Consider the following 26092-nt stretch of genomic DNA (forward strand, 5'->3'; position numbering starts at 1 on the left):
ACTCATCCGACGCTGCACCCAGATAAATCGCTGCTTCAGCCAGGCTATTGCTGATGGCTGGTCGGGCAGCCGTGGGCAGGGGAAAGGTGGTGCTGCGGTTCTCGTGATCGGTCCACACCACCGACTCGCCGGCCACTTCCAGCCGCTGCGCCAGGGAATGGCTCCAGCCAAACCCCAAGCCGCTATCCACCTCCACGGCGCTGGTGCGATACAGCCGCGTCCAGGCAAACGGCAGTACGCCCTGCAACTCGCCATCGGTCAGGGTCAGCAGTTCTTCGCCGGTGACCATGGACACCGGGCAGCCATGGGTCGCGGTTTTATCGGCGCTGGCGCTGGCTGCGCCGTTAGGGTTTTTCGCGGAGGAGGGCGCGTCGTCCACCGCCTCAAGTTGCTTGAGTGTGGTATTGCGCCGCGCCCCCCAGTGCATCTGCAGGCCACCTTTTTGTAAGCCGCCGACGACGCCGCGCACGGCCACCGCCTTGTAGCGATCCACCGCCGCCGTAAAACGCTTGAGGATGTCGAACACGCCTTTGACGAAGCCCACCGCAAGCTCAACCACCTGCGCTCCATACTTCGCCAGCCGCAGCCCCAGATACGCGATCCCGGCACCTTGCAGGGCAATGGTCAGCACCAGCGCAATCAGCAAATCAATGAGCAGCGACACGGCAAACCCGGCAATCACCTCGGCGGTTTTCCCCGCCACCTGACTGGGCGGCAACGCCGACAGCCAGATCATCGCCGTGCGCAGCATCAGGTACAGCGCCGCCTCGTCGCTGGCGAGCAACATCGCCTGTTCCATCACCTGGGGCGCCTCACGCGCCACGGCCGCCAACTCGGCGGCCTGGGTGCCGAGGCGTTCGATGTGCTTGGCCGGGTCCTTGAGGATGTCCTGCACCAACGACACGCTGTCCCACACCCCGGAAATGGCTGACCAGGTACCGGCCAATATCCCACTGCCAATGGCGCTCGCGCTGGAGGCCTGCCAGTGCGGTTTGAACCCACTCCACTCCTTGCGCAGCCAGGCTTCCAGCTCAGCGGTCAAACCGTCGTAGGACGCAAACAGCGCCTCGACCTGCGCCGCCGACACTCCGCCCTGCACACGCACCTGATAGCGCCCGCCGGCCACGCAGTGATGGGAGGCCTGACCCTGTTCATCCAGTTGGATAAACGTGGAGCTGCCGTCATCCAGGCCAATTACCTGCACCTGGAGATTGCCCAGCGGCACGTCATACACCGACTCGAACTTGCTCTCGATCTTCAGCTCACCGCCTGCCGGGCACACGGCAACACTGGAAGCAAAATCGCTGTCGGTCATGCTCACCGACATTTGGGAGTCCCCGACCCGCAGCACCCGCTCCATGCCCAGTAACGCCGGCAAGTCCGCGGCATGGCTGGCCTTGTCCAGGGCCTGCGCGTACCAGCTGGTGACCTGCTGGCGATATACCGCCAGGCTCTGGTGAAAGCCATTTAGCTCGTATTCGATCAGGTCGATGGGCGATGAATCAGGGGCAGGGGCTGGCATCCATGACGTCTCTGCAAAAGAAGGCGTCGGAGAATGCCGCAGGAAAAGGGCGGTTGGAGGTGTGGTCTGTTAAATCAGAATGGGCTTACGTGCAGGAAGAATTTACTAGGTGGGATCGCCGCTTATGCCCACATGAGACGGCGATGCTGCTGATTGGCAAAAGCCGCTTTTTAGTCATATAGCCAAGGCGTCAGCTCCTGCAGGTTTTTCACCACAATCTGCTGGGCCTCGGGTTTGGGGTCCAGCCAACGGTTTTGCCCAGCGCTGGGTTGACGCCATGACGCGGGAAATCCTGGCCGAAGAGCGCGCCCTGCAAAACAAATGGGGCGATCTGCTGAACTAGCTGTTGCGCGCAGTGCCGGTTTCCACCAGCCGTGCAAACTGGCACTGACCCTGGGCCTGCTCCAGGCTGCCCTCAAACGCCACCAGCCCTGCATGCACCTGTTGCAGGGCTTCGATCTGCGTCATCAACTCGTGCTTCTTTTGCGCTATCGCCTGGTTGGCGCGCTGCCATGGCAGCTCATCGCCACGGTGCCCGTGCAGAATCTCCTGCAACTCCTTGAGCTTGAAACCCAGCTGTTGCGCACACTTGATAAACGTCAGCAGCTCCACGCTCTGCGCCGAGTAAACCCGATACCGCCCCTCGCGTTGTGGCGGTGGCAGCAAGCCGATGTCCTCATAGTGACGAATGGCCTTGATTGTCGTACCTGACAGCTGCGCGGCTTTACCGATGTACATGCAGATCCTTTCCTAAAAGAGTGTGCCGGCCTTTTTCAGCCACTTGTCGCGCTGCGCTGCGGTAGAGCCCAGCACAGGCCCGAACAATAAGGTCTTGGTCGGCTTGATGCCGCAAAACTCAAGGGTGGTCTTGCGCATCTGGTGCACGCCGGGCATGCGGTAGAACCAGCGGTAATACCACGGCGGCGTATCCAGGGCCACCAGCAGGTGAGCGGTTCGGCCTTGCAGCAGCTTGTCGGGGAACGCTTTGCCCTTGCGGTACTTGAAGGCGAAGCCGGCAAGGAAAATCCGCTCGATGAACCCCTTCAACAAGGCCGGAACACCGCCCCACCAGATGGGGAACACGAACGTCAGATGTGTCGCCCACAGAATGTCGGATTGGGCGCCGAGCAAGTCGGGCTCCAGGGGTTGGGCCTGGTGATAGGCATGGTGCAGGATCGGGTCGAAAACCAGCTCGCCAAGGCGCAGGATGCGCACCTCATGGCCGGCGTTTCGGGCCGACTGCAGGTAGGTCTCGGCGAGGGCCGAACAGAAGCTGGTGCTGGAGGAGTGGCCAAGGATGACCAGGGTGCGCTGAACCACGGGGGAAGTCCTGAAGGGAGTGATGTTCAGCGTAGGGTCTGCCGTATAGGGGAGAGTCAAGGCCCGCGACAAAAAAGCCTGCGGTTCAAGGCAGGCTTGGCGCTGTTGCTCCCATCAGTCCGGGAGGCTGGAAAGTGGCGACAGGATCTCGTTCCACACCTTGTCCCGCAGATGGGGCAGTTGGCTCTTCTCCAGTTCGGTCAGCCCGTAGCCATCCGGGTTCTCCAGCACATCGAAGAACTTGACGATGCGGCAGTTGAAACGCTTGTCATCCAGTCTTTCGTTAACGATGTAGATAGGCAGTGCCTTGACGTTGAACAGGCGAGTAACCCCCAGGAATTTCCCGATGCTGAATTTGAGGGTGTAGGCCAGTTTTGAGTTACGGCTTTCGGGGTGGTAACTGACGAAGTCGCCGAACGCGTAGATCACCAGCGCATCCTGCTTGCCAGGGCGCGGGATAAGTTCTGCGGGCTGGCTGACATGGGCATGGTTGCCGAGGATCGTGTCTACACCGCAGGCAATCACCTTGCGTGCGGCTTCCACGATATTGACGTGGGGGTACATCTCGAACTCCCAGCCCCAGTGGCAGTAGGCGATGATCCAGTCCGCACCCTTGGCTTTGGCACGGGCGACCTGTTTTTCGATCAGTGAGTAGTCGGGCGCCGGGTTTACATCGTTGAAGCGCACCACGTTGGCCAGGTACGCCTTGTCAGGCGATGGGTCGCGGCCGTTGAGGTCAAAGGTATAGGCCAGCAGGGCAACCTTGATGCCGTTTTTCTCCACCACCACCACGTCATCCTGCTCGGCCTGGCTGGCGGCAGTGCCGGCATAGTAGGCGCCGGATTTTTTCAGTACATCGAGGGTGGCGAGTACGCCTTGTTCACCCCAGTCCAGGGCGTGATTGGTCGCGGTACTGAAGAAGTTGATGTTGGCCTCATCACGGAACTTGCGGAACATCGCCTCGGATGTGTTCATCTTGGCCGGTTGCCCTTTGGCCTGATAGCGTCCCAGTTCACTGTCCCGGTCAACGGTCGATTCCAGGTTGGCGCTGACGATGTCTGCGGTGCTGTAGAAGTCCGTGATGTCATCGAACAGGTGCGGGGTGTTTTCCGGGGTCAGGACATCGACCGCCAGCAGGTCTCCGGCACATGACACCGAGACCGAGCGCAAAGGCGGGTAGCCGAAGCCTGGGTCCATCGGCAATTGATTCAGGTTGAAGAAGTTGAACGCCTGCGACTCAAACAGCTCCTCCAGCCCCGAGCCTTTCTCGGCCACCTCAAGTTGATTGAACCAGTAGCGATAAAGCCACTTGAGTTTTTGGAAGGGCTTGCCCGAGATGTCGTACACCCCGGTTTCTGCCTGCGGGTAGTGGAATTGCTCATAGAAAACGTAGCTGGCCAGCAGGACCGCGAGCCGGGTCAGGCCGCGCAGGTCAATGTGCTTGAGAGCAGGGGGGATGATCCCGAACCGCGGGCCGTTGATGAGGTCATCGAAGGTGACGCCCGCGCTCAGCGTGGCAGGATCGGCCAAGATTGGCTGGATCGCGGCAAACACCTTTTGCGGGCCCTCCTGGGCCACCCAGCCGAACAGCACCCGGGCGTTTTCCTGCTCCTGGGGGCTGAGCGTCTCGGTCATCTGCAGTTCGCCAGTGGCTACCTGGCTGAGTGTGGCGACGACCTGATCCTGATGCTGGTCGAGACGGGCCTGGATCTTTTGCATGACCTCTTTTAACGCTTGCACCAAATAGGCACTCATCATGAACATCCTCTGTGGTTTGAGTGGGTACCCCACCGATAGTGGGCATTTTTGTCATTCAAGGCGTGTGGCAAGACCGCGCAGGGTCAGCGCCGTCACTTCGCGGGCTTGTTCCAGTACCTGGCGTTTCCAGCGCTCGGTATCGATGTAGAAAGCATCGCGCAACTGGCGCTTGATCTGCACTCGCCGGGCGTGTGCCGTATCCGGATGGGTGTGCAGCCAGTGATCGGCACGCAGGGCCGCCAGCACCCGTGGCCCCGGCTGTGTGCCGTACTCCAGGGTCAAACCGTTGTATTGCGCGTGGGGGCATTCCTCCATCACGGCCAGGTCCAGGGTGCCGTTGAGCATGGCCGACGAGGAGGTTCCGTCTGCGCTGGTCGTGACCTGCGCGCCCCACCAGCTTCGCGCCCGTGCAATATCGCCAGGGTGGTTGAGCCCTTTGTAGATCCGCTCACCCACGCCACACGGACCTAGCCCCGTGTGCACATCGATCCAGCCGATGCGCCGGCAGTGGTTGCCCAGGCGACGGATAATCTGGCGCAGTTGCTGATTGCTCCAGGTTGGTGAGGTGCCCGCGAAAAACAGGCCATCCGCGTGGCTGTGTTGGCCGCGGGTAATGGCTGACTGCAGGGCTTTGCTGCCATGGCGCAGGGCGTATCCGGCCAGGCCCAAGGTGCTGAGCAGGGTCGGTGGTTGCCGTCGCGGCAGCAGCAGTGGGGCAAGGGCGTGGTAGTCAGGGTTGTCGGGCAGCGGTTGCGCGAAGTCAATGAAGTTACGGTTGAGGTCGACATTGTCTTCGTTGACCCGGCGCAGCCAGGAGAAGCCGTAGGGGTTGATCGCATGCAGGTACAGCACCGCCAGGTCCTGGCGCTGGCCGTGTTGCATCCACTCGCGGTTGCGCAGGTGATCGACCTGCACGGCCGAGCCGCAGAAACCTTCCACGCCATGCACACCGCTGCTCAGGACCAGCAGGTTGGTGGCCGTGGGCGAGCCTGCAAGCGCCACATCCAGGGCCAGTTCCTCGCCATCGCTGCCCGGTAACGGGTGAGGATGGGATTGGACCTCCAGGCCGGCGCTGGCGCAGGCCTGGAGGAATTTTTGCCGAGCTTCGGCGTAGCTTTGTGAAAAGCAGGATAAGTCCATCGGGTGTTCCCTATTGGCAGTCGTGCTGGGCGCTGCGCGCAGCGATCAAGGTGGTGGGGCCGCCGCTGCGCGGCTTATGCCGGGCTGATGGCCGCAGAACCAGCGCCGGGAATGCTGGCCGTGAGTGCGCGGCGACTGCGTTCCGGGTCGATCAGCGCCAGCCCAAGCAGGCTGAACACCAGCAGGGCAATACCGAACAGGCCGATGGCCAGTTCGAAGCCACTCACCAGGTCGCCGTTCTGCCAGCCGATGGCTTGCCCGACCAGCACGGGCGCGAGCATGCCGGCGGTGGTCAGCAGGGCGATATGGATCGCCAGCATGCTCCCGCGTTGGCGAGCCGGGGCGATGTGGGCAACGATGCTGAAACCGAAGGCCGACAGCAGGTTGAGGAGAATGCTGCCGAGCAGGAAGAACCCCAGGGTCACGGTCAGGCTGGTGTTGGTAAAGCCCATCAGGATGTAGGTCACGGCGGCGACCAGGCAAGCCAGCAGGGGCGGCACGACCATCGCCTTGCGGATGCTGGCGCCGCGTTTCATTGCGCGTTGCGCCAGGCTGGAAACCAGCAGGTTGATAAAGATCACCCCCAGTGTGGTGGCCAGCACCAGGTAGCCCGATTGCATCGGCGTCATGCCCAGGCCTCTTTGCAGGTAGGTGGGCAACCAACTGTAGAGCAAGGCATTGGGCAGGTAGCTGCAGAACGCAACCAAGGTAATGCAGACAAACGTGCGGTTGAGCAACAGCCGCTTGTAGGGCAGCGTAGGCAGCAGGTCGCCCTGGGTGTCGCGTGTATCGTCATGCTGGCCTTCGCGGCCATAACGTTGCCACAGCAGCAGCCACACCAGGCCGACACCGGCCAGCAGCACATAGCCCGTGCGCCAGCCGTACTGCTCGATCAACTTGGGCAGCGCCACGGCGCCGGCAATCGCACCGAGCATGATCGCAACCTGAATCAGCGCCGCCGGCAGCACCCGCTCGCGGCTGGTGTACCACTTGAAGCAGGCGTGTTGGGTCACCGCCGTGCCCGGGCCGCAACCGGCGCCGAGCAGGACGCGGCTGGCCAACAGGGTAAAGAAACTGGTGGACAGGGCCGCGAGCAATTGTGCGGTCATCCACACCAGGGCCATGCCGGAGAGAATCCAGCGGCTCGGCATGCGGTTGGCAAGAAAACCCACCAGCACCCCCGAGATCGAATAGAGAAAAAAGAACGCGCTGCTGATAAAGCCGAACTGCGCTGGCGTGAGCTTTAACTCATCAATGATCTGCGGGCCGGCGAAGGCGAAAATGGTCTTGTCCAGCACGCTGATAATCACCACTGTCATCAGCAGGGCAACTACGAGCGGGCGTCGGCTATCGGTCAATGAACGCATGGAAATGGCCTTGTTTTAAGGGGAGTGCTAGAAGCGAATGCCGACACTGGCCTCTAACAGGCTGCGATCTGCCACCAGGTTGTAATCGCCGCCACCGGTGTTCAGGTAGCTGAGATCGAAGGTGTAAGTGCTTTTGTAATCGCCGCGCACACCGAGTATTTGTGCGTAGCGGCCCTCGGAAAATACCCCGTCATAGGCATGACCCTTGATGTCGTAGACCAGTGTCAGCGACGGCGTCACGTCCAGCCCGGGCAACACATTCTTGTAGTTGAGTTCGCCTTTGACGCGGGTGCCCCAGGCAAATGGCGTGATAAACCCGTCATCCGCGCACCTGGCCGCCGGGCCTGTGCACTTCGCGGCTTTACCGTAGGGCGCGCTGCCGAAACCGGGGCGGCCATAACGGATCTGCTCGGTGTCGGGCAGGTCGTGTACGTATTTCAATCCGGCTTCTGCGGACAGCTTCATTGCGCCGCCCAACACCTGGCCAAAAGGGTGGCTGGCGCCCAGATTCAATTGGCTGACGTGGAAGCGGTCGTAGCCGCTTGCCAGGTAGCCCGTCGGGGTTTTGGACAGGTAGCCCAGGGGCCCGCTGCCGGCGAGCAGCCCGGCAATAAAGTCGGCGCCGTTCCACGCAATCGGTTGATTGGGGCGGTAACTGTATTCGGCATAAATCCCGGTGCCGCCCGGTAGCCGCGTCTTGAAGTTGAGGGCATACAGGCGAATGCGGGTTGGATAGGCGCGCTGATAATAAGCCGCCACGCCGGTTGGCGTTGCCTGCCCCACGTTCGCGGCCGGTGGCGTCAGTACGCCAGGGCCGGTGCGCACCACTTGGGTCAGCGCTTCGCGGCTACTGTAGTCAGCGAAATACAATCCGAACAACCCGACGTCCTTCCACAAATACTGCAGGCTGGCGCCGAATTGATTGTTGCCTGGGCGATGGTCCGGGCCGCGGGCCACGTAGTCCAGGGGGTTGTTGAGGGCCTGGCCATCGCTGGTGTAGATCGGCCGTCCGGCGATCGCGCTCATCACGCTGCCGTTAAGGATGAATTGGTTGCAACCCGGTTGGGCGTAGTCGCTGGTCGACAGAAATGTGCCGCAGCCAGAGTAGGCACTGGGGCGCAATTCAAACTGGTTGAACGCATCCACCGACAGGTTCTCGGTCAGGGCCAGCTTGGCGTACAGGGTCGGCATTGGCACGGTGCGGGCCTCGGCAATCGAGGTGGCCCGGCGTGCCGCCGCCCAGTCAAACGCGTTCACCGCCTGCAGGCCACCGCTGATGGTGGTCGGCGTGACCCACGGGATCGCCTGGTCGCCCAGGCGCACCAGCAGGTCATGCCCACCAGGCTGGAAGTTGCCGTAGACGTAGGCATCGTTGAACAGCGCATTGGAGAAGCGCGCCAGGGAATCGAACCCCGAGTCACTGAGCGGTTCTCCCGAGCGATAGCCGTTGGGGACGCTGCCGTGGTCGACGTCCTGGTGTTTCTGGGTGTAGTCGTACCAACCCTTTGCGCTGACGAAAACCCCGAGGTTGCGGTGGCTCAGATCGGCTTGCAGGTAGGCTTCGGCGGACGTAGAAACCGCATCGCCGCGCTTGTAGTTGAGGTTGCCGTCGTTGAACAGGTTCATACCGTATTCGGCGCTGGTCAGGCGGTGGCTTGGGTCGTCCATGCGTCGTACCGTGCCTAGGGCCAGGGCGCCTTTGACCTGCAGGCGCGTGTCTTCATGTTGCCATTGCATGCCGTTACCCAGCCCTGACTTGAGGTCACTGAACACCAGCTCTCCTGCGCTGACTGGAGCGCTGATACCGGCACTGAGCAAGGTCGTGGCCAACCCTGCAGCCACTGGCTTGCCGGTACTTCCCCAGGCGTTTCTTATTGTTGTTTTCACTGACTGATACCCTTGTTTTTTTTCTTGCTGAGGCCAGGTGTTTTTCAGTCTAGCGTCGAAGCGATTGCGGTAATACGGCGAATACCGACAGCAATGGAGCTAATATCGCCAAGAAAAAACCTGGGATCTGCTGAGCTTTGTCGAGGGGCCAAGCCTCATCGCCACAAGTCAGCGCAGTGCCAGGGCTGGTTTTTATGAGGCGTAGGGCTAATATCGCCAACCATAAATCCAATATCGCCAGGTAAGCCCATGAATGTCCGCGTCGATTTATTGCATGGCCCGCACAATCTCGCTGGCACGCTGTTTAGCGTTATCGACACGCTGCGCACCTTCAACAACCTCTGGCAGCTGCGCAACCCGGATAAGCGCGGGGCGTTTTTCCACTGGCGCTTGATCGATGCGGCGGGCAATGAACTGCCACTTCCGGATTGGCTGTCGGAAATGCGCCCGCCCAGCCCCGGCCGCAAAACCCTGCGGCCCTCGCAGACGGTCCTGTTTGTGCCTGGCGTGCAGATGAAAAGCGTGCCGGACCTGAACCAGGTTCTTGCTCAATGCTCCGACGAGTTGAACTGCATTGCGCGGTATCACGCCCAAGGGCGTGTGGTGGCTGCCAGTTTTAACGGCGCCGTGCTGCTTGCGCGTGCAGGGGTACTGGATGGCCGGCGCGCAACCGTCACCTGGATGATTGCCAATTGGTTTGCGTCCGCTTTTCCTAACGTGCAATTGGCGATGGAAGGCCCGGTAGTAGTCGACGGGCCGGTATTCACCGCCGGAGCCCCTGCGGCGGTCTGCGACCTGATGGTGGAATTGATCCGTCACTTCGCCGGCGAAGAAATGGCCCAGATCGCCACCAACGGCCTGCTTTACCACCCGATGCGTTTTGAGCATTCCAGCCTGAACTTCCCCGGCATCTCGGTAAAAACCCGCGACAGCGTCGTGTTCCGCGCCAAGCAATGGCTGCAGCAGCATATTCAGACACCGTACAGCCTGGACGCGGTAGCCGAGGCCGCGACCGCCAGCCCGCGGACCTTGCTGCGGCACTTCAAAGAGGTGGAAGGCATGACGCCCCTGGACTACCTGCACCGCCTGCGGGTTGAACGGGCCAAGCAATTGCTGGAAGTGACCTTGATCGATCTGACGGAAGTCATGGAGTACTGCGGTTATCAGGACGCCAGTGCGTTTCGCCGCCTGTTTTTGCGCACTACGGGGCTGACGCCTTCAGAGTATCGGCGGCGCTACACCATGCGCATATCCAGCCGACGGTGGCGGGCGGACGAGGCGGGGGAGGATTTGATTGAGGGGTTGGGGCTCGACCGCCTGTAATCTGCGCTCTCAGCTGGCGCGGTGAGTCTGCCGATACTCGCCCGGCGGCATGCCGGTGCGGCTCTTGAAGGTGCGGTGGAACGAGCGCGGTTCGGTAAAGCCCAAATATTGGGCGATGTCCTGGATCGGCAGGTCGCTGTGCAGCAGGTAGTGCTCGGCCAGTTCCTGGCGCAAGTCGTCGAGGATCTGCTGGTAGGACGTGCCGGCCTGCTGCAACTGGCGTTGCAAGGTACGCACCGACATGGCGAACTGCTCGGCCACCTGTTCCTTGCGCGGCAGGCCTTCCTTGAGCAACTGGCGCAGGGCGTTCTTCACCCTTAGCGCCAGGGTCGAGTCGTCCAGCGTGGCCATCAGGGCCAGGGCGTGTTCTTCCAGGGTCCGCAGCAGTTGCGCATCGGCCTGGCGCAGGGGTGTTTGCAGGTAGCTCAACGGCGCTACCAGGGCCGAGCAGGGTTGCTCGAAGAGCACCGGGCAACCGAAGAAGTCCTCGTATTGGCTCAGTTGCGCGCCGTCCGGCAAAGGGTGTTCGAGCAGCACCTGGCTGGGCGACAGTTCGGCGTCGGCGATCCAGCGTGCATACACCAGCCAGGACGCCAGCACGTTCTCGACCATATGCCGACGGATCCGTGGCTGCTGGTGGCGGCAGTTCCAAATCAGCCGCACCTGCTCACCGACCATCTCCGCGCGGCTGGTGCCCATGTCGCCCACCAGTTTTTCGAACGGCATGATGCGGTTCATCGCCTCGCCCAGGGTGGCGCAGTTCATGGTGATGTAACCCAGCACGCTCCACGAGTTGGGCAACACGAAACGTGCCGAGTTGAGCCCGAACAGCAGGTCCCCGGAGTGTTCGCAGAAATACTCCAGCAGGCGTTCGTGGACGTGCACGGGCAGGCGCAGGCTGTTGTCGTCCAGTTGGCCGGCAGTGATCCCGGCCGCCGCCAGGGCGGGGGCGGTCGCTACGCCGAGTTGTTCGGCATGGCGCAGATATTTCAGCAGAGGAGGGACTGAGGTCGAGCCGAGTGTCTGCATGATCGGGTTCCTGGCGGGGGTGTTGCCGGCGGCATTACCTTGCGCGCTTCGATGGCTGGCAAGGTAATTTGAAACCGTGGCTAAAGTAAATGCTCCCGTGGCGACATCGGGTAATGGACCGATTGACCCAATTGGCTACTCCATTTGTCCTGATGCGACCGTGACAGCTTGCGCCGGCTGATTAGTATGGGTGGACTGAAAATCACACGATCTGCTGGGAGAAACACGCATGCGACGCTGGAACGGCTGGGGCGAAGAAACCACGCAGATGGAGATGCCGGCCCATGGGGCGGCGTTTTTGCGCGAGCGACTGGGCGAGGGTCACACCCTGCCTGACGCCAGCCTGGACAGCGCCCTGGCCAGGGTTCCCGCCTCGCGCCTGGCGCCCCATGCGCTTTACAGCATCGAGCCCCGTGACCGCCTGATGCACGCCCGGGGCCAGAGCTTGCCGGACTGGCTGGCCCTGCGTGAGGGAACGTTGGGCCAGTATCCGGATGGGGTGGCCCTGCCGGAAAGCGTCGAGCAGATCCGCCAGTTGCTGGCCCTGGCCGACAGTGCCGACCTGTGCCTGATTCCCTATGGCGGTGGCACCTCGGTGGCCGGGCATATCAACCCGCCGGCGTCCTTGCGCCCGGTGCTGACGGTGTCCCTGGCCCATATGAATCGCCTGCTCGACCTGGACGAGCAAAGCCTTATTGCCACCTTCGGCCCTGGTGCCAGTGGCCCCCAGGTGGAGAGCCAGCTGCGGGCCAAAGGCTACACCCTGGGGCATTTCCCGCAGTCCTGGGAACTGTCGACCCTGGGCGGCTGGGTCGCCAGTCGCTCCAGCGGCCAGCAATCGCTGCGCTATGGGCGGATCGAGCAACTGTTCGCCGGCGGCACCCTGGAAACGTTCGCCGGGCCCCTGGCGATCCCGAGCTTCCCGGCGTCGGCCGCCGGCCCCGACCTGCGGGAAGTGGTGCTGGGCAGTGAAGGACGTTTCGGCATCATTTCCGAGGTCAAGGTGCGTGTCAGCGCCTTGCCCGAGGATGAACGCTTCTATGGCGTGTTCCTGCCGGACTGGCCCCGCGCCCTGCAGGCCATTCGGCAACTGGTGCAGGCACGGGTGCCGCTGTCGATGCTGCGCCTGTCCAATGCCATGGAAACCCAGACTCAGCTGGCGCTGGCCGGCCACCCCAACCAAATCGCCTGGCTGGAGCGCTACCTGGCGCTGCGTGGCGCTGGCGAGGGCAAGTGCCTGCTGACCTTCGGTGTCACCGGCAATCGTCGGCAGAATGCCCTGTCGTTGCGCCAGGCCCGCCAGCATCTGAAGGCCTTTGGCGGCGTGTTCACCGGCACCCTGCTGGGCAAGAAATGGCAACAGAACCGCTTTCGCTTCCCCTACCTGCGGGAGAATCTCTGGCAGGCCGGCTACGTGGTCGACACCCTGGAGACCGCGACCGACTGGTGCCATGTCGATGCCTTGCTGCACGCGATCGAGGCCAGCCTGCGCGATTGCCTGGCGGCCGAGGGCGAGCGGGTCCATGTGTTCACCCACCTGTCCCATGTCTATGGCGAAGGGTCGAGCATCTACACCAGCTATGTGTTTCGCCCGGCGGCGGACTACCCGGCCACCCTCGAACGCTGGAGGGCCCTGAAGCAGGCGGCCAGCCGCACCATCGTCGAAAACCACGGCACCATCAGCCACCAGCATGGCGTGGGCAAGGACCACGCGCCCTACCTGCCGAGGGAAAAGGGCGAATTGGCAATGGCAGCGCTGCACAGCCTGAGCCGGCATTTTGATCCGGCCGGGCGCCTCAACCCCGGCACGCTGCTGGAAGACTAGGCCCATGAGCAATGACTGGAATGCCCAATGGCGCGAGGCCGTGCTGCCGCAACTGGCGAGTGAAACCTGGGACCTGATCGTGATCGGCGGCGGCATCAGCGGCGCCGGGATCCTGCGCGAGGCGGCCCGGCGCGGCTGGCGCTGCCTGTTGCTGGAGCAGCGGGATTTTGCCTGGGGCACCTCCAGCAGCTCGTCGAAAATGGTCCATGGTGGCCTGCGCTACATCGCCAAGGGCCAGTGGCGCCTGGCCCGTGATTCGGTGCGCGAGCGCCAACGCTTGATGGGCGAAGCGCCGGGGTTGGTGGACCCCATGAGTTTCCTGATGCCGCACTATCGCGGCGGGTTCCCCGGGCCGCGGGTGTTCGGCGGTTTGCTGCGCCTGTATGACGCCCTCGCCGGTTGTCGCAGCCGGCAGTTCCACAAGCCTGAGCAACTGCGCTATCTGGCACCGGGGCTCCTGGCGCCGGGGCTGCTGGGGGCTTCGCAGTTTCGCGATGCGCTGACCGACGATGCGCGGCTGGTCATGCGCGTGCTGGCCGAGGCCCGTGCCGATGGCGCCTGGGCGCTCAATGGCCTGCGGGTGCGCCAGGTGTTGCGCGACGGCGAGCGAGTGTGTGGGGTCGAGGTCGAGGACACTGAGTGCGGCGCGGTTATGCAAGTGCGCTGCGCGGTGCTGGCGGTGGCCACTGGTGCCTGGGCTGAGCGCTTGCAACCGGGCGGGGGGCAGCGCCAGTTGCGGCCCTTGCGTGGCAGCCATCTGTTGTTGCCGGGCTGGCGCTTGCCGGTGGCCCATGCCTTCAGTTTCATGCACCGGCGCGACGGCCGCCCGGTGTTTGTCTTTCCGTGGGAAGGGGCCACGGTGGTGGGCACCACAGACCTGGATCACCGCGAGGATCTGGACCTTGGTGCGAGCATCACCTTTGATGAACTCGACTACCTGCTGGAAGCCTGCGCCCAGCCATTTCCCCAGGCCCAAGTGACGGCGGCGGACGTGCTGTGCACCTGGTCCGGGGTGCGTCCGGTGGTGGGCGCCGCCGACTCCCAGGCCAAGCCATCGAATGAAACCCGCGAGCACGTGCTGTGGCAGGAACCCGGCTGCGTGACCTTGGCGGGAGGCAAGCTGACCACCTTCCGGCCCCAGGCCATTGAGGTGTTGCGGGCCTGTGCCGGGATGCTCGGCAAACCTCTGGAAGATGACGGCGCGCCGGTGTTCCAGGCCGTACCGTTGCAGGCGATCCCCGGGCTGAGCGACACCGGCGTGCGGCGCCTGGCCGGGCGTCATGGCCGCGATTTGCCGCGCCTGGCCAGCCTGATCAACAGCCTGGGCAGTGATTGTGTGGGCGCCAGCGATACCCTCTGGGCGGAGCTGGCGTTTGCCGCCGAGACCGAGATGGTTTTGCACCTGGACGACCTGCTACTGCGGCGCACGCGCCTCGGCCTGCTACTGGCCGAAGGCGCTGCCCACTACTTGGCGGACATCCGTCGGCTATGCCAGCCTCGCCTGGGTTGGGACGACACGCGCTGGGAACAGGAACAGCAGCGCTACCTGCAACTCTGGCAACGCCATCACAGCGTCCCTTGCGCCTCGATCTGAAGAGTGCCTCATGAAAAAAGAGAGCTTCGTGGATAACAACACCCCCGGCAAAGACTATGTGCTGGCGATCGACAACGGCACCCAGAGTGTCCGTGCGCTGTTGTTCGACTTGCAGGGCAACCTGTTGGGCAAAGGCAAGGTCGAGTTGCAGGCCTACTATTCCAGCCAGCCCGGCTGGGCCGAGCAGGACCCGGACTATTACTGGCGCAAACTGGGGGAGGCCTGCCAGCAGTTGTGGGCGCAGACCGGCATCGATCGCAGTCTGATCCGTGGCGTATCCCTGACCACTCAGCGCGGCACCTTGATCAATGTCGATGCCCAGGGCCAGGCGCTGCGGCCGGCCATCCTTTGGCTCGACCAGCGCCAGTGCGAGCCGGAGGGCGGGATCAAGGGGCCCTGGGGTTGGCTGTTCAAACTGGTGGGGGCCGAGGCCACGGTGGACTACTTCCGCGCCCAGGCCGAGGCCAATTGGATCGCCCAGCATCAGCCGGATATCTGGGCTGCCACTGACAAGTTCCTGCTGCTCTCGGGGTTTCTCAGCCATCGCCTGACCGGGCGTTTTGTCGACTCGGTGGGCTGTTGCGTGGGCTACTTGCCTTTCGACTTCAAGCATCTGCGCTGGGCCGCCCCCCGGGACTGGAAATGGCAGGCCCTGGCGGTGCGTGCGGAACAACTGCCGAGCCTGTACAAACCGGGGGAAGAGCTGGGCCGCATCACCGCCGAGGCCAGCCGCCATACCGGGATCCCGGAAGGGTTGCCACTGATTGCCGCCGGCTCCGACAAGGCCTGCGAGGTGCTTGGTTCCGGCGTGGTGGAAGCGACGACCGCGTGTCTGTCCTATGGCACCACGGCGACCATCACCACCACTCGCTCGCGCTACCTGGAAATTGTCCCGCTGATCCCGCCTTACCCGGCGGCGATTCCCGATCACTACAACTGCGAAGTCATGATCTATCGCGGCTACTGGATGGTCAGTTGGTTCAAAAACGAGTTTGGCCTGCGGGAAATGCAACAGGCCCGCGAGCAGGGCCTGGAGCCGGAACAGTTGTTTGATGCACTGGTCAACGCTGTGCCACCTGGCTCCATGGGGCTGACCCTGCAACCCTACTGGTCGCCCGGCATCCGCGAGCCGGGGGTGGAGGCCAAGGGGGCGATGATCGGCTTTGGCGATGTGCACACCCGGGCCCATATCTACCGGGCGATTCTTGAGGGCCTGGCCTATGCGCTGCGCCAGGGCAAAGAGCGTATCGAGCGCCGTTCGAAACTGTCGATCACGCGCTTGCGCGTGGCCGGTGGCGGCTCCCAGAGCGACGCGGCGATGCAACTGACCGCCGATATCTTTGGCCTGCCCGCCGAGCGTCCCCATGTGTATGAGGCGTCCGGGCTGGGCGCAGGGATCGCCTGTGCCGTGGGGCTTGGGTTGTACGCGGATTTTGATACCGCCATCGCCGCCATGACCCGCACCGCCGAAGTCTTCATGCCTCAACCCGAGGCACAACAGATGTACGACCGTTTGTACCGCGAGGTTTACCTGCGCATGTATCGCCAGCTCAAGCCGCTGTACCAGAGCATCCGCGAGATTACCGGCTACCCGGCGTAGGCCCCTGTAGGAGCGAGCTTGCTCGCGAAGAACCAGAGAGCGCCGCGTTTATCCTGTAAGCACGGGTTATCGTTGACGTCCTTCGCGAGCAAGCTCGCTCCTACAGGGGCATTAGACCCCGCTACGTGGCGCTATTGGTGAGTCGTTTTGGCAAGATCGGACAGTGTCGCGGCATACCCGGATTGTTAGGCTGAACGCATCTACAACAAGAGCGTAAAGCCATGAAGTTGCCGTCGTTGCTGCTGTGTCTGGGGCTATGGAGTCTGTCGCCGGGGGTTGGTGCCTGGTCCAATCACAGCGTGGGCAGCTACCTGGCCCTGCAAGATTTGCCCGCATTGCGCGAGGCGCCCGAGGTGCAGGTCGAGACGCTTGAGCAGTTTCTTTCCCAGCAATACGCTGGCCTGGTGGCTCTGTTGGACGAGCAGGAAAACTTCGCCCGCCGCCACTTTCCCGACTATCCGCCGCGCCCCGCTAACCTGCGCCTGGCGCCCCAGCCCAGCGCCGATTTGCGCCGCGACTTCCTCATGGCCCTGCGGGTCAATCCACAGATCCACCTGGCCCAGGTGATCCAGCCCATGCCCGGCGAAGACCTGGCGGGGCGCCCGCAACTCAAGGCGGCCGACGTGATGGTCGAACAAACCCTCTCACCGTGGAATCGCCAGCGCTTTATCCAACTGCAGCCGGGGCAGAAGGTCGCGCCGCTGGCGGTGCTGGCGACCGCTGCCGACGAGCCGGACTACGGCCACGATATCAACCTGTTCAGCGATAACCCGGGAGCCGTCGGCGCGTTGTATGGCTTTGGCGTGCAGTCGTTTGGCGATGCGCGTTTCCAGTACAGCTCCCAGGCGCCGTTCCATATGGGGTTCTTCCACGAGAGCGCGCTGGTGTATGCCGCTGCGCCGTTCCTGCTGCGCAACTGGCCGGACTGGCGCGCCTACCAGTACTTCGGCCTGGCACGTTTTGCCTTCGCCAATGGCCATCCCTACTGGGGTTATCGCTTCCTCGGCTGGGGCATGCACTACCTGCAGGACCTGACCCAGCCCTATCACGCCACCACGCTGCCGGGCGACGATTTGACCAGCATGCTGCTGATGGAAGGCAAGGCCCTGGCCGGCTATGACAGCGACAAGCGAGCGGCAATCGAACGTGTCGCCACGCGCCACAACGAGGTGGAGCGCTACCAGTTTGCCTGGCTACGTCACCTGCTGCTGACGGGGGCGAACAACCCGATGCTGGCGGCCTATGCCGACACCCGCCAAGACGGCGATTACCCCGGCTATTCGACGGACTACCTGCGCCAGGTGGTCAGCGCCGAGGCGGATGCCCAGGCGGTGGCGTTCGACGAGGCCATCGGCCAGTGGCTGGCCACGCCCGGGGCAACCCAGAGCTTCAGTGCCGGCAACCAGTTGCCCGTCGAGCGCTACGACCATGACCGGCTCAACGAGCAGTTGGTGCAGTTGCTGCGCCACTTTGGCGCCCACAGCCGCAACTACGTCCGGGCCGGCCTCGATCGTCCGGCGCAGTGAAACCACAACACATCGCAGTGCAATAACAACAAGAAAGATTGCAGGGGAGAGACCGCAATGAGCACGACAGTGCGCGCGCAAGGCTCGGGATCCGAGGGTAAATGGTCCATCAAATCCACTGGGGCGGGTGTCGGCCTGGTGGGCCTGCTGCAACTGTGCAGCAGCGGGGGCGTGCAGGCCATGGAGTTCAGCCTGCTGGACAAGCAGGTCACCGGCTCGCTCGACAGTACCCTGTCTTATGGGCGCCTGTGGCGGGTCCAGGGGCGGGACAAGGGCAACGACGACGTCAACACCAACGACGGCAATCGCAACTTCGATACCGGGTTGGTTTCCGAGGTGTACAAGATCACGTCGGAGCTGGAAGCCAACTACCAGAACTACGGGTTGTTCGTGCGTGGCACGGCGTTCTATGACACCCAGATCATGGATAAGCGCAACGACTACTACCGCAACAACAGCCCATCGCAACCCAGCCAGAGCCATCCCCAGGATAACCACTTCACTGACCAGACCCGGGATATTGCCGGTAGTCGCGTGGAGATTCTCGACTCCTACGTCTACGGCAACTGGGACGTTGGCCAGATGCCGCTGACTGCCCGGCTGGGGCGCCAGGTATTCAACTGGGGCGAGGGCATCTTCTATCGCGGCGGGGTCAACACCACCAACCCGGTGGACGCGGCCAAGTACCGCCTGCCGGGTGCCGAGGTCAAGGAAGTGCTGATGCCGGTGGAAGCCATCAGCTTCAATATCGGGCTGAGCGACAACCTGTCGATGGAGAGTTTCTACCAGTGGAACTGGAAGGAGACACGCATCGATCCAGTCGGCACCTTCTACTCCCAGAGCGACCTGTTCGCCGATGGCGGCCGCACCGGCTACAACAACTTCACCGGCAGTGCCCTCGACACCCCGACGCCCATCGGCGGCAACGTCATCGGGCTATACGACGCCCTGGGCAACAACCCGATGCTCGGCGGCATGCTGCGCAGCACCGGGCTCTACGCCAACGGCATGACCCCGGCCTACGGCAACACCCTCAAGGTGGCGTCGATCGGCAAGGACTACAACGCGCGCAACGATGGCCAGTTCGGCTTCGCCTTCCGTTACATCGCCGAGGAGCTCAATAGCACCGAGTTCGGCCTGTACCTGGTCAATTACCACGCCAAGGAACCGACCATCGCCGCTAACCTGGCGGGCTACAAAGGTATCGACATGGCGGCCCTGACCAGCATGCTGTCGTCGGTGGCCGGCAGCCAGGCGGCGGCCCTGGCCAATGGCCTGGCGACGGTGGACGTGATGGGCAACATCCAGGCGCACCGGCGCTACGCTGAAGATATCCGCATGTACGGCTTCAGCTTCAACACCACCCTGGGCAAGGCCTCGGTGTTTGGCGAGCTGGCCTACCGGCCGAACCTGCCCATCGGTGTCGCCGCCACCAACGACCTGATCGGCGACCTGGCCAATGGTGCCGGCGCGGCGGCGGGCGGGCAGTTCATCAATGTCGGCGGGCAGATGGTCAACCTCGACAGCCAGATCGACAACTCCGAGCGCGTAGAGGCCTTCAATACCTCCTTGGGCAGCATCTATAACTTCGGCCCGGGCCTGGGCTTCGACTCGCTGTTCGGCGTCTTCGAACTGGCCTCCGAGCACCTGCGCGGCAGTGGTCTGAAGTATCAGGCCTACGATGGCAGCACCCGTTACTACGCGGGCAGTGGCAACACTTCCTATGTGTCGGGTGGTGATCGTGATGACCAGGTCAGCCGTGATTCCTACAGCTACACGGTGATGTTCAACGGTACCTGGAACGACGTGTACGCCGGGGTCAACCTGTCGCCCTACGTGGTCTACAAAGACGACTTCAAAGGCAACTCCTACCAGGCCGGCAACTACATCGAGGGCCGCAAGGCTTACACCCTGGGGCTCAAGGCCAACTACCAGAACAAGCTGGAAGCCGAGCTGCAATACACCGAGTTCTTTGGAGGCGGCCAGAACAACGTTATCCGCGACCGCGACAACATCGGTTTCAACCTCAAGTACTTCCTGTAAGCCGCTGCCATGCTGCGGCGCGAGGGCGGTTGCCCGCCCTCGTTCTTTTGGAGATTCGCCATGTTCCACACACCTCGAATGCTCACCGCCGGTTTGGCGCTGGCCCTCGGCCTGGCCGCTGGCAATGCCCTTGCGGCGCTCTCGCCCCAAGATGCGCAACAGCTCAAGGCCCAGCTCACACCCTTTGGCGCCGAGCGCGCGGGCAATGCCGCCGGCACCATCCCCACCTGGGAAGGCGGTATCACCCAGGCGCCCAAGGGCTATGAAAAGGGCAAGCACCACGTCGACCCCTTTGCCGGCGACAAACCGCTGTTCACCATCACCAAGGCCAACCTGGAACAGTACAAGGCCAACCTGACGGCGGGCGAGATCGCCTTGTTCAACAGCTACCCCGACAGCTTCCAGATGCCCATCTACCCGAGCCGACGCTCCGGCTCGGCGCCGCAGTGGGTGTATGACAACACCTTCAAGAACGCCACCAGCGCCAAGCTGCTGGACGGTGGTACCGGCTTCGCCGATGCCTTTGGCGGCGTGCCGTTCCCCATTCCGCAAAACGGCGTGGAAGCACTGTGGAACCACATCACCCGCTACCGCGGCACCTACATCGTGCGCCGCGCCTCGGAGGCGCCCGTGCAACGCAACGGCAGCTTCGCCCTGGTCACGGCGCAGCAGGAGGGGCTGTTCAACTACTACCGCCAGGGCGGGCAATACGCCGACCTGAAAAACATCCTGTTCTACTACCTGACCTTCGTAAAAAGCCCGGCCCGCCTGGCCGGTGGTGCGACCCTGGTGCACGAGACCCTCGACCAGATCAAAGACGCCCGCCAAGCCTGGATCTACGACGCCGGCCAACGCCGCGTACGCCGCGCACCGAACCTGGCCTACGACACACCGATCTCATCCTCCGATGGTCTGCGCACGGCGGACGACACCGACATGTTCAACGGCTCGCCGGATCGCTACGACTGGAAATTGCTGGGCAAGAAAGAAATCTACATCCCCTACAACAACTACAAACTCGCCAGCGCCGACGTGAAATACGCCGACCTGCTCAAAGTCGGCCACCTCAACCCGCAATACACCCGCTACGAGCTACACCGCGTGTGGGTAGTCGAAGGCACCCTCAAACCAACGGCGCGGCACCTGTACTCCAAACGCGTGCTGTACCTTGATGAAGACAGCTGGGGCGCGGCAGTGGTTGATCAGTACGACGGCCGTGGCGAACTGTGGCGGGTGTCGATGGCCTACCTGAAAAACTTCTACGATTTGCCGACTACCTGGAGCGCATTGGACGTGTTCCATGACCTGCAGGCACGGCGGTACTACGTGCAGAACCTGGATAACGAAGAGCCGCAGACGGTGGACTTTGCGCAGCCGATTCCGGAAGACTCGTACTTCATGCCCTCGGCGTTGCGCTTGCGCGGGACTCGATAGGGCTGTCGTTGTTAGTTAGATGGCGAGAGCCGTGCTTGAGGGGGCGGCTCTTTGCTTTTTTTGAGGTGTCTAGCCCGATGGGTAGTCAGGCTGTTGGGGGGGGGCTTTATTCGGGGCAAATAAAAAGCCGGCTTGTGGTTAGCTTTTTATGTAGTTAAGTAATTGAAAATTAATAAATTATAGTTTTCATAAAACCTATTGTTCCCCCATTTGTTCCCCCACTTTTTGACGATTTCTTTTGATTTTTTTCTGGTAAAGACCGGCTTTTTGGTCGGTTTTTTTTGTTTGGTTGTTGCCCGATTTGAGCTTTGATCGAGCATCGAGAAAACGGTCGAGGAGGTCGAATTGAGAGACGTGCTTTCGTGCTTAACTCGAGTTTTGCAATCCGCCTCTGACGGAGCCGTAAGGTCAAGGTTTTGGAAATGAGAATCATCCCGAGACCGAGTTTTTCTATAAGTGTAGGGGGATTTACTGACCAATCGTCGAGGAGACGGGGATTTGTGCGGCGTGAAGGCGCTTTGCCTTTACCTTGCTCCGAGTGCTGGATATTGTGACATCCATCAAACTTCAGGCAGACCGCTGTTTCCCAAGGATGGCATCTTGAGCGCACCGAGAAATCGGCAGCGCCCCTACAAAGCCTCTCTTGTTATCGCGGCCAGCTGAAGCTGAGCATCGGCATTGCCATGCCCAGAAAAAATCATTAGGCAGTTGCCCCGAAAAATTAGCGGTGATCGACGTGAACTCAGGCCCTGAATCATTGGCTATCCAACGATATGAACTTGTTCTGCAATGGATACTAGAACTGGTCCCCGCAGACGGGACGGCCGTTGGCAACAAGTCACTCAGGGACCGGATCGATCGGCGAGCTGAGCTTCAGAATTTTGCCGTCTCTGAGGAAGAGTACTGGAGCCTGCGCGACGAGCTCATTACCAAGGGACTGCTCAATAAAGGCGGCGGCCGGGGTGGGTCGGTTTATCGGTTCGATGCCGAGTCCAATGGGCGTTCAAAGTCCATTGATTCAGCGCCTCTTACCGATTGGGATGACCTTGATACACCCCCAAGCGAGATACCGGAAAGCCTGGAGAAGCTGAGAAGCAGGCTTCTCGACCTCAGCGCCCGCAATCGGCTGCTGAACTTTTCACATGCGCGCTCCAAACGTTTCGTACGGATTATTGATGAGTTGCCGGATCACCTGTTCGATACCTTGGCAGATGAAAAATCCATGCGGTTTGCTGCTGTGCCTGAACCAACGGAAAGGCAGCTTCTTACCCATGGCTTTTTAAAGCTGGACGAAAAGACAGGCACAGTTGTTGAGTTAAAGAAACAGCCTACGGCAGACGTCTGGGCGCAGATCTTGGGTATGGCGACCGGCTATGAGCTACCACTGCCTCCTGCAAGCGGGCAAACCGGTAAGCATTCTGACGACGCGATTCAAACGCTCTATTACCCCGCGGAGATGGAGTCGCGGCTACAGATTTTGTATACCCAGTCACGATCGGCTCTCGAGGAAACGGGCGCGAACATTCTTTATCTTGCGCTCGGGTTCCTGGAGTGGGATGACTCGGTCGCAGGTAAAGACAGCAGCCGCCTGGCGCCGCTGATGTTGGTGCCAGTAAACCTGGAGAAAGGTAAGCTCAATCCTCAAACCGCGACATTCGAATACCGCGTACATCCTACTGGAGAAGACATTCTTACCAACCTGTCATTGCGGGAAAAGCTTCGTGTTGATTTTGGTATCGCACTTCCGCGGATCACCGACGACAGCACGCCTGAGGAATACTTCGAACGCATTGTTGAAACGGTGCTGAAGGTCAAGCCTGACTGGAAAGTTCATCGTTATGCCTCGCTTGGCTTGTTCGAGTTTGGCAAGTTGATGATGTATCTCGACCTTGATCCAGGCCGTTGGAAAGACCAATCATTGCTGGATCATGGTCTGGTTAAACGGCTTACGGGAATGGACGGTTTGCCGGCCGATTCGTCAGGAAAACAAGGCGCATTTTGTGTCGAGCATTCAATCGACGACATTGATCAGGTTCACCTGCAGTTTCCTCTAATAGATGACGCTGACAGTTCTCAGCACAGCGCATTGATAGACGTGATTCGCGGGGATGACCTTGTGATCGAGGGGCCGCCCGGTACCGGTAAGTCTCAGACCATCACCAACATGATTGCTGCGGCGCTGGCCCAAGGCAAAAAAGTGTTGTTCGTTGCGGAGAAGCGCGCAGCGCTTGAGGTGGTCAAGACTCGACTGACAAGAGCAGGTTTGGGCGATTTTTGTCTGGAGTTGCATAGCCATAAGAGTCAAAAGAGCGCTGTTATCGACAGCATCCGGCAGCGGATTCAGAACAACGGTGGCTTTCGCTCGCCCAAGCAGCTGACGGATCTGATTGCCAACTATGAGCGATTGAAGCAGCAACTCAACAAGCACGTGCATCACTTGCATGCCCAGTTCGAAGAGTCGGGGATGAGTGTTCACGAGGTGCTAATGCAGGCAACCCGTTTGCGTGAGGCATTGTCGATTAAACCTGCCGATCTGCATCCGCAGTCGGAGGCGCGAATCGATAAAACGCATTTGCAGGAGCAGGCCGGCTTTTATGCACACATCTATCGCAAGACGGCTGAGGAAGCTGGTCACACTGGCAAACTTGAAACGCACCCGTGGTTTGGTAGCACAAAAACTCGCGTGACTGGTGCTGAGCGCTCCGCACTTCTAGAACATCTCTCTCTGGCTCAGCAGGCGCTGAATCGTCTCGCTGCTCTTCGTCCTCAATTAGCAGAACAGCTACAGGTATCTGTTCTGGAAACCTACAGCCCAGATCAGTTGCGAGGCTTAGCAGCTTCAATTCCGGTACTTGCATTACCTAAAGGTGATGAGGACTGGGATCTGTTGGGACGACTGGATATAGAGTCCTGTGAGGCACTGAAATTGTGGCTGCAAGGTATGGACTCCTTGTTGGACGAGCAAGGCGTACTAGCTCGATCGTTGCGCGCGGATGTTATTGGCTCTGGGCAAGCGATAGCCTCTATCAAAAAAGCCTGCGCGGCCATACGTCTGCATAACGGTGATGAGGCCCTATCCCTCAACGCCTTGCTTGATGTGATCGAAGAGGCTGAGGAGTTACTGGAACTGGCCCCACGTGTTCAAGTGCTAATTCGGCTGTTAGCGGAAGGGGCTGCGGTTCAAGGCTTACGAAGCGATTTTATCGGTATTGAGCAAGTTGTGCTCTTTCTGCAAATGCTCGCGGCGATGCCTGAGGATTTGGCATCTCTTCGCCATAAACGCTTCGAAGACGAGACCTTGGACAGTTTGCTCGTAGAGTTGGACAACGACATTCCGGTCATCAGGCAGTTGCAGGAGCAGGCTGCGAACCATTTCACTCTGGATCGATTGCCTAGTCATACGCGACTGGAAGACTTGAATCGGATTTTGGCAGATAAATCACTTTTTCGCTGGTTCAAGGGACAATGGCGCTCTGCTAAAGCCGAGATCTTGGCTATGGCGCGACCAGGGCTCAAGCTGAACCAGCTTCTGGCGGTCTTGCCAGATGTCATAGCTTATCTGAAAAGACACAGTGAACTGAGTGAAAGCAAAGTGCTCACCGAGAAGCTGGGTGAACACTTCCAAGGGCTTGATACTCCGATCGACGCACTCAAGCGCTTGCGGGGTTGGTACAAGTTCCTGCGTACAGAATGCGGACGTGGATTCGGTGCAAAAGTATGGGTTGCGGAGTACCTGCTTAAGACAGATGGGGCGCTACTGGCCGGCATTTCGAGCGATAGCGCAGAGCTCGAGCCCTACCTATTGGATGTTCTGGAGCATCGACTGGACCTGGAAGAGCTGTTGCCCTTTGACAGTCATGATTTGCGTTCGGAAGATTTGCTCGCTCCAGAGGGTCTGTATGCTCGCCTTATCAACGACATCGGAACCGCGCTGCGCTCGTTGTTACCCGTAATCAGCGAAGAGAAGCCCACGATGGGGCAAATACTGCTGCTGATTCAGTCGGTGGAAAGCTGGCAAGCCCGTTCGGCAGCACTGCAAAGCGACTCTGTGCTACAAACCTGCTTGCTGGGTGAAGAGCTTCCTCGAATAGACAATCTTTCAGCGGCCCGACCTCGTTTGACGACCTGGCGGCATACCGTTGCCTTCGTTCAGCCCATTTTGGCGTTGCCGATTCGGGATATTCTTATTCCACAGTTGACGGCGTGCATGCCCAAAGAAGCCGAGTCGCTGATTCTCCATTGGCATCAACAAGGTGCTGCACTCGCTCTAGCTGTAGAGGCCTGGGAGCAGTCCTTGGAAGCGTTTTTCCAAGGTGCTGCGGTTATTTCCGGTCAGTGGTGGCAGTCCATTGAGAAAGCAGATTTCGAGCCCATGGCCAGCCGTCTGACCTGGGCCGCTCAGAACCCCGATCTGCTCGACCATTGGTTCGAGTACCGCCGTTTGCGTTCGCACTTGGTTGAGCTGGGGTTCGAAACTGTCGTCGAAGCAATCGAAACGCAGAACCTGGTTTCTGAACGCTGCATCGATGCCTGTCTGCTCGGGCTTCTTGACAGCTGGGCTGTTGGCGCTGATTTAAAACTGACCCACCCTGCCGACTGAAAATTGACCCAGGACGGATTGCTGATTTTTGCCCCAGCAATTGTGGATAAGCTTAGCAGCAGTGTTCCGATTCAAGACCATCAAGCCCCACCGCAAGCGGCAGGGCATTTATGGTGCGGATCAA

The 26092-nt window shown here is 61.0% G+C and carries 15 protein-coding genes and 1 pseudogene; 8 read left to right on the plus strand and 8 right to left on the minus strand.

Annotated features, from left to right (window positions below; genetic code table 11):
* From FIV38_RS28360 to FIV38_RS28395, 7 genes and pseudogenes are all read right to left on the minus strand, one after another.
* Window positions 1-1522: DUF6531 domain-containing protein (locus FIV38_RS28360; RefSeq protein ID WP_249043023.1), on the minus strand; the 1522-nt coding region annotated here is incomplete at its 3' end.
* Window positions 1523-1861: 339 nt separating this feature from the next.
* The gene (locus FIV38_RS28370) at window positions 1862-2260 is read right to left on the minus strand and encodes a MerR family transcriptional regulator (protein WP_092230738.1); all 399 of its coding nucleotides are present in this window, start codon (window positions 2258-2260) and stop codon (window positions 1862-1864) included.
* A pseudogene (locus tag FIV38_RS28375) lies at window positions 2247-2842 on the minus strand (NAD(P)H-dependent oxidoreductase). The gene FIV38_RS28370 and the pseudogene FIV38_RS28375 overlap by 14 nt, the downstream one beginning before the upstream one ends.
* 114 nt (window positions 2843-2956) lie before the next feature.
* Window positions 2957-4597: a CapA family protein gene (locus FIV38_RS28380; protein WP_092230729.1), complete on the minus strand. Its 1641-nt coding sequence runs from the start codon at window positions 4595-4597 to the stop codon at window positions 2957-2959.
* Between the two features lie 54 nt (window positions 4598-4651).
* Window positions 4652-5740: a M14 family metallopeptidase gene (locus FIV38_RS28385; protein WP_070995854.1), complete on the minus strand. Its 1089-nt coding sequence runs from the start codon at window positions 5738-5740 to the stop codon at window positions 4652-4654.
* Window positions 5741-5814: 74 nt separating this feature from the next.
* Window positions 5815-7107: an MFS transporter gene (locus tag FIV38_RS28390; RefSeq protein WP_029292305.1), complete on the minus strand. Its 1293-nt coding sequence runs from the start codon at window positions 7105-7107 to the stop codon at window positions 5815-5817.
* Between the two features lie 27 nt (window positions 7108-7134).
* Window positions 7135-8994 carry a DUF1302 domain-containing protein gene (locus FIV38_RS28395; protein ID WP_235860934.1) on the minus strand — a complete coding sequence of 620 codons (1860 nt, stop codon included), beginning with the start codon at window positions 8992-8994 and terminating at the stop codon, window positions 7135-7137.
* 249 nt (window positions 8995-9243) lie between these two features.
* On the opposite strand from FIV38_RS28395, the gene FIV38_RS28400 reads away from it, so the two are divergent.
* Window positions 9244-10317, plus strand: coding sequence for a GlxA family transcriptional regulator (locus FIV38_RS28400; RefSeq protein WP_092230726.1), 1074 nt, complete (start codon window positions 9244-9246; stop codon window positions 10315-10317).
* A 9-nt stretch (window positions 10318-10326) separates the two neighbouring features.
* Here FIV38_RS28400 and gliR read toward each other — a convergent pair whose 3' ends face one another.
* Window positions 10327-11346: an AraC family transcriptional regulator GliR gene (gliR, locus tag FIV38_RS28405; RefSeq protein WP_029292302.1), complete on the minus strand. Its 1020-nt coding sequence runs from the start codon at window positions 11344-11346 to the stop codon at window positions 10327-10329.
* A 229-nt stretch (window positions 11347-11575) separates the two neighbouring features.
* Here gliR and FIV38_RS28410 point away from each other — a divergent pair, with 229 nt between their 5' ends.
* The 7 genes from FIV38_RS28410 (at window position 11576) to FIV38_RS28440 (ending at window position 25968) form a co-directional block, all read left to right on the plus strand.
* Entirely contained in the window at window positions 11576-13171 is a 1596-nt protein-coding gene (locus FIV38_RS28410; protein WP_092230723.1) for an FAD-binding oxidoreductase, read from the plus strand.
* Window positions 13172-13175: 4 nt separating this feature from the next.
* Window positions 13176-14765 carry a glycerol-3-phosphate dehydrogenase/oxidase gene (locus FIV38_RS28415; protein ID WP_092230721.1) on the plus strand — a complete coding sequence of 530 codons (1590 nt, stop codon included), beginning with the start codon at window positions 13176-13178 and terminating at the stop codon, window positions 14763-14765.
* A gap of 10 nt (window positions 14766-14775) precedes the next feature.
* Entirely contained in the window at window positions 14776-16365 is a 1590-nt protein-coding gene (locus FIV38_RS28420) for an FGGY-family carbohydrate kinase (RefSeq protein WP_050492741.1), read from the plus strand.
* 221 nt (window positions 16366-16586) lie between these two features.
* The gene (locus FIV38_RS28425) at window positions 16587-17891 is read left to right on the plus strand and encodes a phospholipase (RefSeq protein ID WP_092230718.1); all 1305 of its coding nucleotides are present in this window, start codon (window positions 16587-16589) and stop codon (window positions 17889-17891) included.
* Between the two features lie 57 nt (window positions 17892-17948).
* Window positions 17949-19934 carry a DUF1302 domain-containing protein gene (locus FIV38_RS28430; protein WP_092230715.1) on the plus strand — a complete coding sequence of 662 codons (1986 nt, stop codon included), beginning with the start codon at window positions 17949-17951 and terminating at the stop codon, window positions 19932-19934.
* Window positions 19935-19994: 60 nt separating this feature from the next.
* Complete coding sequence (locus FIV38_RS28435) at window positions 19995-21368, plus strand: DUF1329 domain-containing protein (RefSeq protein WP_029292296.1); 1374 nt, start codon at window positions 19995-19997, stop codon at window positions 21366-21368.
* A gap of 727 nt (window positions 21369-22095) precedes the next feature.
* Window positions 22096-25968, plus strand: a complete 3873-nt coding sequence (locus FIV38_RS28440; protein ID WP_235860933.1) for a DUF4011 domain-containing protein — start codon at window positions 22096-22098, stop codon at window positions 25966-25968.
* Window positions 25969-26092 lie beyond the last annotated feature (124 nt).

The organism is Pseudomonas proteolytica (genome assembly GCF_007858275.1).
In the GTDB taxonomy this organism is placed as follows: domain Bacteria; phylum Pseudomonadota; class Gammaproteobacteria; order Pseudomonadales; family Pseudomonadaceae; genus Aquipseudomonas; species Aquipseudomonas proteolytica.